General features: G+C 39.2%; 15 protein-coding genes. 14 read left to right on the top strand and 1 reads right to left on the bottom strand.

What is annotated here, in order from left to right; all coding sequences use genetic code 11:
• Positions 1–109 precede the first annotated feature (109 nt).
• The 9 genes from AC0L6R_RS17840 (at position 110) to AC0L6R_RS17800 (ending at position 10,663) form a co-directional block, all read left to right on the top strand.
• A complete protein-coding gene (locus AC0L6R_RS17840) occupies positions 110–1,117 on the top strand; it encodes a 6-bladed beta-propeller (RefSeq protein ID WP_473272403.1) in 1,008 nt (335 codons plus the stop codon).
• Positions 1,118–1,327: 210 nt separating this feature from the next.
• A complete protein-coding gene (locus tag AC0L6R_RS17835) occupies positions 1,328–1,927 on the top strand; it encodes a hypothetical protein (RefSeq protein WP_473272401.1) in 600 nt (199 codons plus the stop codon).
• A 9-nt stretch (positions 1,928–1,936) separates the two neighbouring features.
• Positions 1,937–2,938: a sensor histidine kinase gene (locus AC0L6R_RS17830; RefSeq protein ID WP_473272400.1), complete on the top strand. Its 1,002-nt coding sequence runs from the start codon at positions 1,937–1,939 to the stop codon at positions 2,936–2,938.
• A complete protein-coding gene (locus AC0L6R_RS17825) occupies positions 2,935–3,609 on the top strand; it encodes a LytR/AlgR family response regulator transcription factor (protein ID WP_473272399.1) in 675 nt (224 codons plus the stop codon). The genes AC0L6R_RS17830 and AC0L6R_RS17825 overlap by 4 nt, the downstream gene beginning before the upstream one ends.
• Before the next feature lie 347 nt (positions 3,610–3,956).
• Positions 3,957–5,120, top strand: coding sequence for a hypothetical protein (locus AC0L6R_RS17820; RefSeq protein ID WP_473272398.1), 1,164 nt, complete (start codon positions 3,957–3,959; stop codon positions 5,118–5,120).
• A gap of 214 nt (positions 5,121–5,334) precedes the next feature.
• Positions 5,335–6,330 (top strand): adenosine kinase, encoded by a 996-nt coding sequence (locus AC0L6R_RS17815; RefSeq protein WP_473272397.1) that lies wholly within the window; start codon positions 5,335–5,337, stop codon positions 6,328–6,330.
• Between the two features lie 191 nt (positions 6,331–6,521).
• On the top strand, positions 6,522–7,850 hold the full coding sequence (locus AC0L6R_RS17810; protein WP_283414048.1) for a M16 family metallopeptidase: 1,329 nt from the start codon (positions 6,522–6,524) through the stop codon (positions 7,848–7,850).
• 26 nt (positions 7,851–7,876) lie between these two features.
• Positions 7,877–9,925, top strand: a complete 2,049-nt coding sequence (locus AC0L6R_RS17805; RefSeq protein ID WP_473272395.1) for a M16 family metallopeptidase — start codon at positions 7,877–7,879, stop codon at positions 9,923–9,925.
• Positions 9,926–9,934: 9 nt separating this feature from the next.
• Positions 9,935–10,663 (top strand): peptidase, M16 family protein, encoded by a 729-nt coding sequence (locus AC0L6R_RS17800; RefSeq protein WP_473272394.1) that lies wholly within the window; start codon positions 9,935–9,937, stop codon positions 10,661–10,663.
• A gap of 53 nt (positions 10,664–10,716) precedes the next feature.
• Here AC0L6R_RS17800 and AC0L6R_RS17795 read toward each other — a convergent pair whose 3' ends face one another.
• Positions 10,717–12,360, bottom strand: coding sequence for a M61 family metallopeptidase (locus AC0L6R_RS17795; protein ID WP_473272393.1), 1,644 nt, complete (start codon positions 12,358–12,360; stop codon positions 10,717–10,719).
• Positions 12,361–12,501: 141 nt separating this feature from the next.
• Between AC0L6R_RS17795 and rpmH the strand changes: the two genes are divergently transcribed.
• Genes rpmH through AC0L6R_RS17770 form a run of 5 tightly spaced genes read left to right on the top strand, consistent with a single transcriptional unit; the run spans position 12,502 to position 15,954 of the window.
• Positions 12,502–12,660, top strand: a complete 159-nt coding sequence (rpmH, locus tag AC0L6R_RS17790) for a 50S ribosomal protein L34 (RefSeq protein ID WP_091698287.1) — start codon at positions 12,502–12,504, stop codon at positions 12,658–12,660.
• 48 nt (positions 12,661–12,708) lie between these two features.
• Entirely contained in the window at positions 12,709–13,035 is a 327-nt protein-coding gene (gene rnpA, locus AC0L6R_RS17785; RefSeq protein ID WP_473272392.1) for a ribonuclease P protein component, read from the top strand.
• A 56-nt stretch (positions 13,036–13,091) separates the two neighbouring features.
• On the top strand, positions 13,092–14,753 hold the full coding sequence (locus AC0L6R_RS17780; RefSeq protein ID WP_473272390.1) for a S41 family peptidase: 1,662 nt from the start codon (positions 13,092–13,094) through the stop codon (positions 14,751–14,753).
• Between the two features lie 5 nt (positions 14,754–14,758).
• Positions 14,759–15,448: a tRNA (adenosine(37)-N6)-threonylcarbamoyltransferase complex dimerization subunit type 1 TsaB gene (gene tsaB, locus AC0L6R_RS17775; protein WP_473272388.1), complete on the top strand. Its 690-nt coding sequence runs from the start codon at positions 14,759–14,761 to the stop codon at positions 15,446–15,448.
• A complete protein-coding gene (locus AC0L6R_RS17770) occupies positions 15,445–15,954 on the top strand; it encodes a DUF2480 family protein (RefSeq protein ID WP_283414038.1) in 510 nt (169 codons plus the stop codon). Before tsaB ends, AC0L6R_RS17770 begins: the two co-directional genes overlap by 4 nt.
• Positions 15,955–16,034: the final 80 nt, after the last annotated feature.

Here is a 16,034-nt window from a genome sequence, read left to right as displayed (position 1 = left end):
AATTAGAAATCTTGAATTTATGACTCGAATACAACTCTGTTTTGCCTTCACTTTACTTTTTAGTGTTAGCTGTAATAAAGCCCCTTCAAAATTTTCTTATCGGCCAATTATGTCTGAGAAACCTTTATTAGTTTCAGAAATAGGCGAATCTTTAGATATTATAGAAATTCAAACCAAATATCCCATTTCTGGCACGCCGACAATTTTGAAGTCAGATCGGTATTATTATCTATTTGAGCAAGGAGTTGTAACCACTCTTCACCAAATTGGACTCAATGGCAAGGTGGTTAAAAGTATAGATTTTGGTTTTGATGATAAGTTAAATGCTGACGCAATAACTCAGGTTGTTTTAAAGCAAGATCATATTGGCATTATTTCTAGAGGAAATTCTATAGTCTTTTTTGATGAAAATCTTGAAGAAGTAAATACTGAAAACCTTCCATTTAAAGCCCACTTCCACTTTAACCTGAATGAGCAAACCACTATTTCTTACAATAATCGAATCGATGATTTGGAAGACTATGACATATTAGTAGATCGGAATGGCGTATTGTCAAAAGAACTTCCTATTCGGAAAGATGAATACAATTTTGTCTATAAATCCTACTCACCCTTTTCGAATTGGAATGAACAAGTACTTTTTTCTCAAGCATTCAATGATACAATTTATGTCTTAAATGAAGAGGGGTTTAAGCCATTGGCTATTGTTGATTTTGGTGCTGATGCGGTAAATAAGGAAAGATTTCTTCAAATCCAACATGCGATGGATATGTTGACATTTTTCAATGAACGCAATTATAGTTATTTGATGGGTGAAGTTTATGGTCTTGGGGATCATCGAGTTCTTTTCCAGATAAGTGAAAAAGGGAGACAAAAATTGGGATTAATTGATTTCCAATCAAATGAATTAACGATTTATCCAGGGATCTTGGACAATTCTATATCAGGAATGGCATTAAGTCACCCGCAATTTTCCAACAACGGGAAGCTGAATTTTGCTATATCTGGAGAGCAAATAATGGAGAAGTATGATCATCTACCTGAATCTTTTAAACACCAGCTTTCTCCAAATTACGCTGAATCCTTTTTTATTTTTGAATTGACAATCAAAAACTAGTGCCATATTATTTATATGAGTCTTAGATTTAGTCCGGCTTCTCAAGAAGCAGCATTTTTTTTGTTCTTTCAAGATTTCGAAGAACCCCAAAAAATCTAAATCCTTAAAATCCCTTGTTCGTCTGGAGATTTGCTGTGTTCATAGAGATTTTTTTCTCGACCTTAGTTAATTAGCCAATTTGAGCCTGTCAACAACTCAAATATTCTAATTATGCAAAAAGCAAAATCAATTCTCGCAATTGGACTTTTGGTAGTCTTATTAAATTCCTGTGTGTATTCACTGTTTCCTATTTACACAGATGATACGCTAGTATATTTCCCGGAATTATTAGGTCGATGGGAGATGAATGATGAAGATTATATAGAATTTAGAAATACTTCTTCCGGGCCTAATTTTTTTGGTTCATCCGAATCTGCCGACTTATCTAAAAATAAAGAATACGCTATTGAGATTATGGAAGGTGGGGATTTAATTAAATTCAAAGGCCATATTGCCAAAATAGGGGACGACTTATTTCTAGACTTGTATCCTGACGATCCTTATTCAGCTGAGGGTTTAGGTTCTAATATGATTCCAGTGCATACTTTTGCTAAATTGAAATTCAGCGGTATGCAACTATACCTGACTTCATTTGATTTGGAAAAATTGAATAAGCTTTTTGAAAGTAATCTGATCCGATTGAGACATGAAAATGTGGACGGAACGATCCTAATTACAGCTCAGCCTAAGGAAATTCAGAAATTTATCGACAAATATTCTGATGACGAGTCGGTGTTTGAGGATACGGAGACTTACAAGAAAGCCAGCTAATCAGTATTTATGATCAAGCTCATCAACTCAAAATGGTTTCAGCATCCGGTTTTTTGGATGCTTTCCATTTATGCGATCGGAAATTATTTTTCGATATCGAGTGTCTTCAAGTTCATAGATGTTTTTTATGCATTGCTTTTTCATGTTCCTCTATTCTTTCTAGTTTATTTCAATTTAAGAGTACTGATTCCTAGGTTTCTCGACCAAGGAAAATACCTGCTTTACTTTCTGAGCATTCCGTTGCTTTTATTGGCGACGTATGTGATTCATGAACTCACGTTTGAGGTAATGTTTCCGCTTTTAGATTCTGAGTTCTATATGGTTTCCTTCACAGAGTGGCAGGTTTTAGTGAGTATTTTCTTGATTTATCTGATTCTTACTACGCTTATCAAATTGTCAAAATCCTGGTACACACTGCAGCAGGTAGAGAAAGAGAAATTGTCTCTTGAACTCAATTCTCTCAAAACTCAAATTAACCCACACTTCCTATTTAATAGCCTGAATAGCATTTATTCGCAGGCTTTGGCCAAAAGCGATCAGACTTCTGAAACAGTTTTGGAGCTTTCTAATTTGCTTCGATACATGCTTTATGAGGTAGAAGAAGATAAAGTGCCTTTGGTGAAGGAGGTGGAAATGCTGGAAAATTACATCGAGTTGCAAAAGCTTAGATTGGAAGAGGGGTCCAAAGTCGGGTTTACTTTGGAAGGTGAATTAGAAGGGGTGGTGATTGCACCACTGTTGTTATTTCCCTTGGTGGAAAATGCCTTCAAACATGGAATGAAAGATGATTCTGAACAGGCATTTATTGACATCAAGCTGAAAGTGGATACAGCTATCTCTTTTTCGATCAAGAATAAGTTGGGCCAGATCGATGACATGGAAAAAGGAAAGTATGGAGGGATTGGGCTAGAAAACGTAAAAAGAAGACTGGAACTTATTTATCCTAATTCTTATGAATTAGAAATTCTAAAAACCGAAACAGAATTTCGAGTTAATTTGACACTTATATGATCCGATGTGCAATCATAGATGACGAACCACTCAGCAGGGATGTTTTGAGACAATTCATCTCTGATCATCCAGATCTAATCCTTTCTGGGGAATACAAAGATGCACTGGAATCAATCTCAGGAATTGAGTCAAATCCCGTTGACTTGCTACTCTTGGATATCAATCTACCGAAGCTTTCGGGTATCAATTTTTATAAGACACTGGCGAATAAACCTCTGGTGATATTCACTACAGCATATCCGGAATTTGCCTTGGATGGCTTTGAGCTTAATGCTGTCGATTACCTGATGAAGCCAATTCCCTTTGATCGCTTTTTGCAAGCCATTCAGAAAGTAAAAGAACGCCTGAAGACTCAGCAAGATTCACCTGAGTACATTATGCTGAAGGTGGATAAGAAGTTATATAGAACTGCTTTTGAGGAGATATTATTTTTTGAGGCTTTTGGAGATTATGCTAAAGTGTATTTGGCAAGTCAGGTGTTGATCATTACTTCGACGATGAAAAAAATGGAGGCAGAATTACCCAAGGAGCTTTTCGTGCGAACTCATAAGTCCTTTATCATTAACACTTCCAAAGTGGAATTTATCGAAGGGAATCAAATTAAAATTGGAGGAAAAATGATACCAATTGGTATGCGTTACCGTGAGAATCTGCTGAAGCAATTGAATTGAGGAATATAGAATCACCAGTTATGCTGCTTCTCCAGAAGCAGCTTTTAAAAATATTAAGAGATGTTGATTTTAGTCGGTTTAATCATATTTGGATTGGGTGTTTATTTATACCGTAAGGTTATTGTTCCTGACAAAGTAGGCTTACATAAGTTTAATTATTTAGACAAATTCAGGAGAAACGCTTTGATCTACTTTTTATTGATTGGAGGTAGTATAATGGTAGTAAGAGAATTGATCATTTGGATTTGGTTTTAGGTTGTTTTTTGTACTGCTTCTGGAGAAGCAGGACAACGCACCTTTTGCCCTTTCACCCGATCTACCTAATTTAGCATTCTAAAATCACCCGAATGCAATTGATCGAAGTCACCACGCCAGCCCATCAAAAAGAGTTTATCGAGATGGCTGTGAGGTTATATAAAAACGAGAAAAACTGGATCCGGCCTCTTGACGCAGATATCGAGGGGCTTTTTCATAAAGAAACCAATAAGCTATTTCGAAATGGAGCCAAAGCCAAGCGCTGGATTTTGCAAAATGACAAACAAGAAACCATCGGTCGTGTAGCAGCTTTCATCAATCCTAAGATGAAGGAAAAACAACCGACAGGAGGTTTAGGATTCTTTGAATGTATTGACGATCAAGATGCGGCATTTTTACTTTTTGATACGGCAAAAGCCTGGCTGGAAAGCGAAGGAATGGAAGCCATGGACGGACCGATTAATTTTGGAGAGCGCGACAAATGGTGGGGATTGCTCGTGGATGGATTCACAGAGCCGAATTACAATATGCCGTGGAACTTTAAATACTACCAAAAGTTCTTCGAGGATTACGGTTTCCAGATTTACTTCAAGCAGTTTACCTACGCGAGAAATGTTCAGGGCTTAGGCTTTGATGAGAAAATGATAGCCAGAGCAAAAGTGGTTATGGATAATCCTGACTATGAATTCCATTACCTGAAGGGAAAGGAGCTAAAGGAAAAGGCGCCGGAATACTTTATGACTGTCTATAATAAAGCTTGGGCTAGGCACATGGGCAAATCACTTGCGCTGAAAGAAGCGCAGATGATGTTTGCCAAGATGAAACCGATTATTGAGGAAAAGCTGATTTACTTCGGGTTTTATAAAGGCGAACCCGTTTCCTTCTTTATTCAGATTCCGGAAATCAACCAGATCTTCAAGCATGTGAATGGCAAAATGGACTTGATCGGTAAACTCAAATTTCTTTGGTACAAAACCTTCTCACCTCCCAACAAAATGCTTGGTCTGGTGTTTGGAGTAGTGCCTGAGCATCAGGGAAAAGGGGTGGAGAGTGCGATGATCATCACCTACGACAAGATGAGCGGCAAGCCTGATTTTCAATACAAAACTATTGAGATGAACTGGATTGGCGATTTCAATCCAAAGATGATGCGTGTTTGTGAACAGCTTTTGGCAGATATTTACAAGACTCATCATACCTACCGCTATTTGTTTGATCGAGAAAAGCCATTTGAAAGACACCGCATATTTGATTGACCCTTGCCATTTACGATTTGAGATTTATGATTTACGAGATCTTTATATGCTATTGAGATATTCTCCCAATTAGCCTTTGAAGTCTCTTTAAGCCTAATCTTTTAACAGTAATTTCGAATGAAGAATGCTGAATGTTGAATATCGAAGTATCGATAACCACTGAAATCAATTTTCCAATATTTCAATTTTAAAATTTTCCAATACAGAATAAAAAATGAAAAAATACGACGTAACCGGCATAGGGAATGCCTTAGTAGATATAGAATTCAAAGTAAAAGATCAGTTTTTTGCTGACAATGGCGTGGAGAAAGGGCTCATGACTTTGGTGGATGAGGATCGTCAAAATGCTCTCATGGCGGTGATCAACACCGAAGAAGCAAAGAAGCAATGTGGAGGTTCAGCAGGAAATACAGTAATCGCTATTTCTCAGTTTGGAGGTAAATCCTACTATTCCTGTAAAGTTGCAAATGATGAACTTGGCCACTTCTATATGAATGACATGAAGGATGCGGGTGTCTCTCACAACTTGAATGAAAGCAGTTTGGCGGAAGGTATCACAGGTAAATGCCTAGTAATGGTAACTGAAGACGCTGAACGTACGATGAATACATTTTTGGGAATCACACAAACCTATTCCACAGGAGATGTAGATGAGGCTGCGATCAAAGATTCTCAATATTTATATATCGAGGGCTACCTGATCACTTCTGAGAATGGTAAGCAAGCGATGAAGCATGCAAAGAAAATCGCTGAAGATAATGGGGTAAAAGTAGCCTTGACCTTCTCCGATCCGGCTATGGTGAAGTACTTCAAAGACCCCATGACTGAGGTGATCGGTGCAAGTGTGGATTTACTCTTTGCTAATGAGGAAGAAGCGATGACTTTCACAGGAAAGGATAATTTGCTTGAAGCCCGTGAGGAATTGAAGAAAGTAGCTAAGCACTTTGTAATCACGCAGGGGAAAAACGGTGCCATGATCTTCGATGGAGATACCTTTATTGATATCGAACCTTATGCAACAACCGCGATCGATTCGAACGGAGCAGGAGATATGTTTGCGGGAGCCTTTATGTATGGTATTACAAACGGGCACAGTTATGCCTCAAGCGGGAAGCTTGCATCCATGGCGAGTTCGAAAATTGTAAGTCAATTTGGTCCTAGGCTTCAATGGCATGAAGCAAAAGATATTTTAGCAAGACTAAATCCATAAAATAAGGCCCTGAAAAATGATTATTCAGGGCCTTATTTTTTATTAATATATCTTCCTAAATTTTTAGATTAGAGTTAAATGTTATTTTTTTAGGGAAATTTAGGATGAATGGTAAACAATAAGTTTGAATTTGTCTTTTGAAGTTACCATTCAAAGATTTTATCAATGAGAATATAATCCAACATACAATGATGAGAAAACTTACTGCTTTGGGGTTAGTAGCAGGAATGCTGAGTATTCCTGCTTTTGCTCAAACCAAAATTGAGTTCAAGGAATTTGACTTGGACAATGGGCTGCATGTGATCATGCACCAGGACAATACCACGCCAATCGTGGTGACATCGGTTCTTTACCATGTAGGATCTAAGAATGAGCAACCGGATAGAACTGGATTTGCACACTTTTTTGAGCACTTGATGTTTGAAGGGTCGGAGAATATCGAAAGGGGAGAATACATGAATATTATCCAGTCGCACGGAGGTACTTTGAATGCTTACACTTCAAATGACATTACCTATTACTACGAGTCTCTGCCTTCTAATGAGTTAGAGCTGGCGCTTTATATGGAAAGTGAGCGCATGCTGCATTCCAAAGTAGATCAAACTGGAGTAGAGACGCAGCGTGAGGTAGTAAAAGAGGAGAAACGCCAGAGTTACGACAACAGACCTTATGGTAGTATTTTAATCGAAACGTTGAAAAGAGCCTATTCTGTTCACCCGTATCGTTGGGCTCCAATAGGTTCGCTTGATGATTTGAATGCGGCTTCTATTGAGGAGTTTCAGCAGTTTTATAAGGATTTCTATGTGCCAAACAATGCTACGTTGACAATAGCTGGAGATATAGACTATGCGAAGACAGAAGAATGGGTGAAGAAATATTTCTCCGAAATCCCAAAAGGAACCAAGGAGATCTACAGACCTGATATTACAGAACCTAAGAAAACTGCCGAAATCAGGGATATAGTATATGACAATATTCAGATTCCAGCAGTGATTCAGGCTTACAATCTTCCACCTAAAACTCACAAGGATTCCTATGCAATGTCTATGCTTTCTACGTATTTGACAGGAGGGAATTCTTCCTTGATGACCAAGGAGTTGGTAGATAAGCAACAAAAAGCGTTGGCACTTGCTGCAATTCCTCTTGACTTAGAAGATGGAGGTATTTTTATCATGTATGGCATCACGAATATGGGAGTAGAACCAAAGGATCTGGAGACAGAAATCGATAAACTGGTGAAACAGGTTCAGGAAGAAGGCATTTCTGACCGAGATTTTGAAAAGCTACAAAACATCATGGAAAACAATATTGTGAGTGGAAATTCCTCCATGGCGGGTGTAGCAGAGAATCTTGCTGAAGCTCATGTGATCTATGGCAATACGAATTATGTCAATAAGGTAATGGACGCCTATGGTCAAGTCACCAAGGAAGACCTTCAGAGAGTAGCCAAAGAATATTTGACGTTGGATGGCCGTGTGGTATTGTATTATTTACCAAAATCTGCCGAAGCAGCTCAGTAATTGAATCACCTTAAAATCGAAATGACATGAAGAAAATAACAATATCCTTTGTATTGAGCCTTTTGGTGTCTATCGTGAGCTTTGCTCAGGTGGACAGAAGCCAGTTTCCAAAAGCGGGGCCAGCACCGGTAATAAAAATTGGCGAAGCAGAGACTTTTACCCTAGAGAATGGCTTGAAAGTTTTTGTAGTAGAGAATGATAAACTGCCTAGAGTATCCTTCACACTTGTATTTGAAAGAGACCCGATCATGGAAGGAGATAAAGCTGGGATGACAGGTTTTGTAGGTGAAATGCTTACAGCTGGTACAGCTAACCGTACAAAAGATGAGCTGGATGAGGAAATCGATTTTATCGGTGCATCTCTAGGGGCATCTTCTACATCTGTTTCTGCCTCTTCTTTGAAAAAACATCAGGACAAAGTACTTGATTTGATGACTGATGTCCTGTTCAATCCGGTTTTTCCTCAAGAGGAATTGGATAAGTTGAAGAAGCAATCGATCACTGCTTTGGCAACCAGCAAAGATGAGCCAGGTGCTATTTCCAGCAGACTATCAAATGCGATGGTGTATGGAAAAGACCATCCATATGGCGAAGTCCAAACTGAAGAGTCTTTGACAAATGTGACGGTGGAAGATATCAAAACGTATTACGAGACATTTTTCAAACCAAATGTAGCTTACCTGGCAATTGTCGGAGATATGAGTAAAGCAGAAGCGGAGAAAGTGGTGAAGTCTTATTTCAGTGACTGGGAGCAGGGTGATGTGCCATCATTTACGTATCCTAAGCCTGCGCCAGCAGATAAGAATATGGTAGCCTTGGTGGATAGAAGTTCATCAGTACAGACAGTAATAGATATTGCCCAGCCGATTGAGTTGAAAGTTGGCGATGAAGATTATATTCCAAGTAGAGTGCTAAATCAAATTTTTGGTGGAGGTTCTTCTTCCCGCCTTTTCATGAATCTCCGTGAGGACAAAGGTTATACTTATGGAGCCTATTCCTCTTTTGCTCCAGACAAATTGGTAGGTCAATTCTCTGCCAATGCGTCGGTTCGTACAGAAGTGACGGATTCTGCAGTGTATGAATTCATCTATGAAATCAATAGACTGGTAAAAGATGGAGTAACGCAGGAAGAATTGGATAAAGCGAAAGCCAACTTGGCAGGTTCATTTGGAAGATCGCTTGAGAGTCCTTCTACCATAGCAAGTTTTGCATTGAATATCGAGCGTTATGACCTTCCAAAAGATTACTACGAAACGTATTTGCAAAAAATGAATGCGCTGACCATAGCAGATATTAACAAAACAGCTGATGATCTAATTGATCCTTCGAAACTGTACATTACAGCAGTGGGTAACGGGACTGAGATCAAGGATAAATTAGCTCAGTTTGGAGAGGTCATGATGTTTGACAATATGGGCTTCCCTGCCAAAGAAATGGCAGCTGTAGATGCAGATATGACATCTGAAAAAGTGATTGAAAACTACATAGCTGCAATTGGCGGAAAAGCTAAAGCAAGTGCTATCAAAGCGGCAAAATTAGAAATGGTGGCCGAAGTGATGGGTACTCAGTTAACCATTGAGTTGATTCATGATGATGCCAATATGAGATTTGCCCAAAAGACCCTAGTAGGAGGGAATGTAATGCAGACTTCGGTCGTGAAGGATGGTAAAGGTACGGCAAGTGTTCAAGGTCAATCCATGGCTATGACCGATGAGCAAGTTGATGCTGCTAAACTTGGAACCTACTTTATACCAGAATTATATTTTGGAACAATGGGGTATACCTTGACGCTAGATGGCATTAAGGATGTAGAAGGAACTCCAGCATATAAGGTAATCGTGGCAACTCCATTAGGGTCATCGGTAACCAATTACTACTCAGTAGAATCTGGATTGAAAATCAAAAATGAAAACCCAGTTTCGGGAGACACATTTTACAGTGATTATCAAGAGAAAAATGGCGTCTTGATTCCAATGACCCAAACGATTAAATCAGCAATGATTCCTGTGCCTTTGGAGGCAAAAATCACTAATCTTGAAATTAATCCAGAATTGACTGAAGCAGATTTTAACTAAATAAATCAAATGAAAAAGACGATAATAATACTGGCATTTAGCCTATTGGTAGCTCCAATGGCGTCAGAAGCTCATGTGGTAGCCGAAGAAGGTTCAATCAAAGTCAAAGATGAGAATTCGGTCAAAGAAGTGATCGATAACTACATCAAAGCCACAGGTGGAGAATCCAAGATGAAGGCGATTTATAACGTGGAAATGAACATGGAAGCCGAAATTCAAGGAATGAAATTGCTCATCCAGGGAATAACTGATCAGAAAAATGAGCGCATGTTAAACGTCACGGAGGTGAATGGTAATGTAATGTCAAAGACTGTCGTCAAAGACGGAGCTGGTACTGTTTCTGCAATGGGGCAGGAGCAAACGTTGACTGATGAGCAAGTTGCAGCAGTATTGAAAAACCAGATTTATGCTTTCCGTGAGTTGTATCTAGATGATTTAGGAATCGCTGTTACATTTGAAGGAACGGCTGAAGTGGAAGGTGAGCAAGCCTATAAGCTGGCGTTTGATGCTGGTGGAGATGGAAACACTACGGAATATTATAGCGTTGCTTCTGGTTTAAAGCTTCAGACTGAATCTCCCGCTGCTGGGAAAATTGTTTACAAAGATTACAAAGAAGTAGATGGTTTGATGATGCCGATGACAATGGTCATCACCAACAGCATGTTGCCTATGCCTCTTAAAGCTAATATCACATCTATAGAGTTCAATCAAGATTTGGATGACTCGGTGTTCAATTAAGAATTGAAATAGTTAGTTAAGAAAGGGCTGTCAGCAATGACAGCCCTTTTGCTTTATCTACCAATCCAAACAACTCTTTTAGGGTTGTTTTTTTTGTCTAAAATCTGATAGTCTTTAAATAGAAATTCGCTGGATTTAGTTAGGACCACTTCTATTTTTCTCCCGAATCTATCGAGGGATAACTTAATAGTTGATTCAGATATTTCTTGCTCCTTGACGATATCTCCAATTTGGAGTTTGGAATACGCTTCGCTTTTTGGATGAACCTTCGCAACCTTACCATCCTCTGATTTGATGATTCCAAAATCTGAGGCTAAGCTATCTTCTTTACATTTTTTCGTGAGATCAAAACCAAGCGATAACAGGTGTTTCTCCACCAATGGGAAAATATCTTCTTTTCCCGCGATAAAGTCGTCGTAGAACTGATTGAAATAGATAGGGTGGCTAGTCTGTGAAAGCACCACTTCCCATACTTCTTCCAGCGTATAGCCAATTTTCGTTTTCCCAAATTTCTTCCAAAGCATCTTCAGCACCTGATGAAGAGATGAATTCTCATCCAAAAGCATTGCGTCGAGACAAAACGCTATCAAAGCACCATGGGTGTAGATACTCACTTTTTTATCAGGTATCCCGGCCACATAGCCATCTATCCAGAGATCAAAGCTGGACTCTAAGATGGATTGATTTTGCCAGCCGAAATTCACTGCTTCACGGTTCAGTACTTTTTCAAATGTTTGGAAATATTCCTCAAGGGAAAAGTATCCTGATCTCAACAAGAAAATATCTCCCATGTAAGTTGTGACTCCTTCTACCATCCATCCGGCTTCATGATAGGCTTCTTTGGAGAAATCGTAAGGCATAATTTCGATAGGCCTGATCTGGCACACATTCCAGGCGTGATACAATTCGTGACAACTCACACCCATGAGTTCATTTCTATGCTTTCTTTCTGCCAAACTCTCAGCAGGGCCAAATGTAATCACCGTTCCGCGCTGATGCTCGACACCATGATAATGTGAATAGGGCAGAAGTTGATAGATGAAGTGGTATTCCTCTACCGGAAACTCCCCGAAAGCCTCGATAAGCTTTTCTGCGAATTCCCTCACATCGGTTTTGAATTTTGAAAGGTCAAAGTGAATTTCTCCATTAAACCATAAATGGAATTTGACTTCATCGATTTCAAATGCCTGGTGAGTTATGCTTTGCGAAGCTAGAAAGGAGCTATCCGCTAAATGCTGAAAATTGGAGGCAAAATATTCATTGTTTTCGCTGAGTAGGGTAGTACAAGACTGAAAGTGCTGCCGGTGATTTATTTCTACTGTAATCCTTTCTTCGGAACGACCTTCCACCTCAAAACAGCAATTAACAAAGTTTAGGTAAAGTTGCTCGTCATCGACCCAGCAAGAGCCCGCATCCATCTTAGCGCAGTAATATTCATAACGAATCTGGTACTCTCCCACATGGTCGGGGCTGAATTCCCATAGATCTTTAGTCAACTTGGAATGAGAAATTGTGTCTCCATTTGGTGAGATAACTTGGAGACCTCGAATATTTTGAACGTAATTTGAAAGCTGATAACGTCCTGCTCTCCAAGCGGGCAGCTGTAGTCGCACCTGTGAAAGATGCCTTACAGGAATGTATAGCGTGATTTGTATGAATTGAGATACTGGATTTTGGGATTCTATTAGGAATTTCATTGTGGTTAAGTTGAATGAATTCAAACAAATGTTATTTGGCTTGTTTGCATTTAAGGAAATGGTACTTATCTTTGCATTCCTTTTTGGGAGGCAAACCAAGGAGACTTAATCAAGCAAGCAATTAGATAAAGATATTCGATCATGAAAAGAACATTTCAACCTTCTCGTAGAAAAAGAAAAAATAAGCACGGCTTTAAAGAAAGAATGTCTTCTGCTAACGGTAGAAGAGTACTGAAAGCTAGAAGAGCAAAAGGAAGACACAAGTTGACTGTTTCTTCTGAAAAGACATTGAAGAAGTAATTCTTAGCACTGATTTTCGTATGTTCACGTACGATTATAGTCCTTGTGATGAATTACAGACTCCCAAAAAGTGAGCGGCTTCATGCCGACAAACTTATCAAGGAACTTTTTAACGAAGGTTCCTCTTTTTTTTTGTACCCCTTTAAAGTCCAATTTTTTGTTAAAAAGGATCAGGGTAGTGGAACCTCTCAGGTGCTTTTCTCCGTTTCGAAGAAGAAGATCAAAAAGGCTGTCGGGCGAAACTTTGTAAAACGAAGGATGCGCGAGGCCTATAGGCTTAACAAAGCGTTGATTCCTCCCACAGCCCCTTCTATGTCGATTGGCTTAATTTATGTAAGTTTCCGATCTGATGGAATTTTCAGAAATTCAGACTAAAATTATCCTGGCTTTAAAGAAACTTGCCACTATTGTAAGCGAAAACCAAAAACAGCATGCATAAATCATTGAAAAAATCCCTGCTGATCTTCCTACTGGGAGCAATTGCACTTACCGGATTTTTTGCATTCAATCCTAAGAACGACAAGCTATTTGCGATAGCTAAGAACATTGACATTTTCGCTACACTCATACGTGAACTAGACTCCTACTATGTGGATGATATTGATCCAGATGAATTAGTGACCATCGGTATCAATGCGATGTTGGAGGAATTGGATCCTTATACGACTTATGTTCCTGAGGAGGATTCGGATGATTATCGAATGATGACGACTGGGGAATATGCTGGGATTGGTGCTTTGATAGGAAATCGGGGAGAAGGAAGCATGGTAATCATGCCTTACACGGGGTTTCCTGCGCAGACGGTCGGCCTGAAGATAGCTGATTATATATTGAAAATAGACTCTACTGACGTGACGACCTTGGGAACGTCAGATGTTTCTACACTTCTTAAAGGCCCTGCTAATACACCTGTGCATTTGCAAATTAAAAGAGATCAGGATACGCTTGAGTTTGATGTGATTCGTAAGAAAATAGCGATCAAGAATGTTCCTTATTACGGAAAATTGAACGACAATACAGGTTATATTAAGTTGGCCGAGTTCACTACCAATGCTTCTACGGAAGTAAGAAATGCGCTTGTAGATTTGAAAAGCCAGGGAATAGATAGGCTGGTGCTGGATGTAAGAGATAATCCAGGTGGATTAGTCAACGAAGCTGTTGAGATTATTAATCTTTTTATTCCTAAAGGAAAAGAAGTAGTCAAAACTATCGGCAAGCTTGAAAATGTGAATTACACCTATAAGACTACCAAAACCCCTGTGGATAAGGATATTCCGATGGTTGTTTTGCTTAATGAGCATAGTGCTTCTGCATCAGAGATTGTTGCTGGTACGCTACAGGATTACGATCGGGCTGTTTTATTAGGAAGAAAATCATTTGGTAAAGGGTTGGTGCAAACTACAGTTCCATTGACCTACAATGCCCAGATGAAAGTGACTACCGCCAAATACTACATTCCAAGTGGTCGCTGTATTCAAGCCATTGACTATTTGCAAAGTAGAGAAAGCAACGAGTTGGTGACTGTTCCAGATTCATTGAGAAAGGCATTTCAAACCAAAAACGGGAGAACAGTATTGGATGGGGCAGGAATTGAGCCTGATGAGAGCGTAGAACAAAAAAGCTATGCGCCGATTTCATATAGTTTGGTTGCGAGAAATCATGTGTTTGATTATGGTACGAAGTATTTCTATGATCATCCTCAGATTGCAGATGCAGCCACTTTTGAGATTTCAGATTCAGACTATGCTGATTTCGTGAGTTGGCTAGAAGGAAAAGAGTACGATTACACCACCTACTTAGAGAAATCTGTGGAGGACATGCGCAAGAATGCTGAAAAAGTAGATTACTACGATGAGATCAAGGCGCAGATTGATTCTCTCGAAAAGAGAGTTAATCACAGTAAAGAGCAAGATTTGGAGACTAATAAAGAAGAGATAAAGAAAATTCTTTCTCAGGAGATAGTTTCCAGGTATTATTTTCAAGAAGGAATGATTGAATCAGGATTGCAGGATGACGAGGATGTAATGTTGGCGAAAGAGTATTTGAAGGATCTTGAGAAAGTAAAAATGGTTTTAACAGCCTCATCAAAATAAAGAGTATGGCAGTTATTCTTTCTTTGGAGACTTCTACACCGATATGTTCTATAGCACTACATGAAAGTGGAGCATTGATAAGAGAGAAGTCACTTGATCTCCCGGGAGCTCATTCAGAAAAGCTCATGGGGATGATAGATACTCTTTTGGACGAATGTCAACTTACCGTAGAAGAGGTAGAGGCTGTTGCTGTATCTGAAGGACCTGGATCCTACACAGGATTGAGAATTGGAGTTTCGGTTGCCAAAGGATTGGCGTTTGCCAGAGAAATTCCTTTGATAGCAATCAGTACCTTGAAAGCAATGGCTTATGGTACGAAATCTTATGTAAATGACAATGGGCTGATCGTGGCAATGCTCGATGCGAGACGGATGGAAGTTTATCGGGAAGTTTTCGATCAGGAATTACACTCAGTTAACAAACTTGACTCTGAAATCATCGACGAGGAATCATTCACTTGTTTGCTTGATAGGGGTAAGGTGTATTTTGTAGGGGATGCTGTAAAGAAAGTGTCGGAGGTTATCCTGCACCCAAATGCTGTTTTTTTAGATATTCCAATTTCAGCGAATTATGTAGGGGCATTGGGTTATGAGAAGTTTCAAAGAGAAGAATTTGCCGACTTGGCTTATTTCGTCCCAAATTACCTGAAAGAGTTTAAAGCTCTTCAATCAAAAAAGAATCCATTGCTAATATGAGCGAGATAGTTAATAGAGTAGCGAGTAGCCCGCTTATCACGATCAATCTGGAAGAAATCTATCCTCGGGAAGAGCGAGTGGTTTTTGACCTGAAGCCATTTCTATTTCAGGAATTGATCTTAAGAGAAAAAGACTTTCGTGCCGCTCTGAAGGAAATTAATTGGACTCAGTATGAAAAAAAATGGGTCGCGATTACCTGTACAGTTGATGCTATAGTACCAAATTGGGCTTTTATGTTAGTAGCTACCTATCTCAATTCCATTGCCCGTGGCTTTGCTATTGGTGATTTAAAGGAGCTTGAAGTGATGATTTCCGAAGATTGTCTAAGAAAATTAGATCTAGAATCTTTCGTAGATAGGCCAGTTGTGGTCAAAGGGTGCAGTGATTTCCCTATTCCTTTATTCGCCTACGGCAAAATAATTTCTCTTATACAGAGCCGTGCAAAATCCATAATGTACGGAGAGCCTTGTAGTACTGTGCCACTCTACAAAAAACAAAAGTCCTGATAATTAAAGCACTCCGAAAATCCATCTAATTTTTTGCGATTTTCTTTGTTATGATTCTTGCTGATAAATAAAAAAGGTAG

The sequence above is a fragment of the Algoriphagus sp. 10J20-15 genome (genome assembly GCF_055809615.1).
This window is presented reverse-complemented; position numbering and strand designations above follow the sequence as displayed.

Excerpts from the sequence above, each read along its gene's own strand:
- AC0L6R_RS17795 (WP_473272393.1), bottom strand. The coding sequence starts at position 12,360 with ATGAAATTCCTAATAGAATCCCAAAATCCAGTATCTCAATTCATACAA.
- AC0L6R_RS17780 (WP_473272390.1), top strand. The coding sequence starts at position 13,092 with ATGCATAAATCATTGAAAAAATCCCTGCTGATCTTCCTACTGGGAGCA.
- AC0L6R_RS17810 (WP_283414048.1), top strand. The coding sequence starts at position 6,522 with ATGAGAAAACTTACTGCTTTGGGGTTAGTAGCAGGAATGCTGAGTATT.
- rpmH (WP_091698287.1), top strand. The coding sequence starts at position 12,502 with ATGAAAAGAACATTTCAACCTTCTCGTAGAAAAAGAAAAAATAAGCAC.
- tsaB (WP_473272388.1), top strand. The coding sequence starts at position 14,759 with ATGGCAGTTATTCTTTCTTTGGAGACTTCTACACCGATATGTTCTATA.
- AC0L6R_RS17825 (WP_473272399.1), top strand. The coding sequence starts at position 2,935 with ATGATCCGATGTGCAATCATAGATGACGAACCACTCAGCAGGGATGTT.
- AC0L6R_RS17840 (WP_473272403.1), top strand. The coding sequence starts at position 110 with ATGTCTGAGAAACCTTTATTAGTTTCAGAAATAGGCGAATCTTTAGAT.
- AC0L6R_RS17800 (WP_473272394.1), top strand. The coding sequence starts at position 9,935 with ATGAAAAAGACGATAATAATACTGGCATTTAGCCTATTGGTAGCTCCA.
- AC0L6R_RS17815 (WP_473272397.1), top strand. The coding sequence starts at position 5,335 with ATGAAAAAATACGACGTAACCGGCATAGGGAATGCCTTAGTAGATATA.
- AC0L6R_RS17830 (WP_473272400.1), top strand. The coding sequence starts at position 1,937 with ATGATCAAGCTCATCAACTCAAAATGGTTTCAGCATCCGGTTTTTTGG.
- AC0L6R_RS17805 (WP_473272395.1), top strand. The coding sequence starts at position 7,877 with ATGAAGAAAATAACAATATCCTTTGTATTGAGCCTTTTGGTGTCTATC.
- AC0L6R_RS17820 (WP_473272398.1), top strand. The coding sequence starts at position 3,957 with ATGCAATTGATCGAAGTCACCACGCCAGCCCATCAAAAAGAGTTTATC.
- AC0L6R_RS17770 (WP_283414038.1), top strand. The coding sequence starts at position 15,445 with ATGAGCGAGATAGTTAATAGAGTAGCGAGTAGCCCGCTTATCACGATC.
- AC0L6R_RS17835 (WP_473272401.1), top strand. The coding sequence starts at position 1,328 with ATGCAAAAAGCAAAATCAATTCTCGCAATTGGACTTTTGGTAGTCTTA.
- rnpA (WP_473272392.1), top strand. The coding sequence starts at position 12,709 with ATGAATTACAGACTCCCAAAAAGTGAGCGGCTTCATGCCGACAAACTT.